General features: G+C 28.8%; 1 protein-coding gene. It reads left to right on the forward strand.

What is annotated here, in order from left to right; translation table 11 throughout:
• Positions 1-255: 255 nt before the first annotated feature.
• Positions 256-701, forward strand: a 446-nt coding sequence (locus HMPREF9420_RS14120; RefSeq protein WP_044078703.1) for a hypothetical protein, incomplete at its 3' end; no start/stop codon positions are given.

Below are 701 nucleotides of genomic sequence, written 5' to 3' on the forward strand. Positions count from 1 at the left end.
GCTCAAGTTGTGCACTTTTGTTTGACAACGTACAGTATATTTAGGACAAGGGGAGAAAATCAAAAAGATAAGAGAAATTATAAAGCAAAAATCAATCAACAAAAGAATTTTTGATAATAAAACAATGAAATATCAGAGTAAATAACTATATTTGCAGTTGTGCACTTTTGTTTGACAACGTACAAGATACAATATTGAATAAAACTACATTTAGGAAAAGATATGAAATATGTTCATCTTAGATTGATTTTACTGATGTCTTTCGTAATTTTAGATGTTCATATTTCTGCTGCATCCAATATAAGTGGAGATACTGTTATTATTGATGGAAAATATAAATCTCATCACGAAATTAGAACTTTATCCAACTCGGTAAATGTTGAATATAGATGTATACGTAATAATTTACCTCTTGTAGACATTTTCACTCTAAGCTTGGATTTAAAAGGGCATCCTACAAGCATGAGGATGATTTCAAAAGATAAGCCAGGCACATACAAAGTGCGGATAAATTATGAGGAAAGAATAAATTTCATAAGGCTTGTGCTATGGAATATCGCAAATAATTATAACTTAAGTCATCTTCACCAGATATTTATATGCCCTTCTGATTTTGGAGATGCTTTTATTCAAATAAATAGAGAAATTAACAAGAATAAAAAACGAACAAATTATACTATCTCTTCGCAATTTAAGAATAA

The organism is Segatella salivae DSM 15606, from assembly GCF_000185845.1.
Lineage (GTDB): Bacteria > Bacteroidota > Bacteroidia > Bacteroidales > Bacteroidaceae > Prevotella > Prevotella salivae.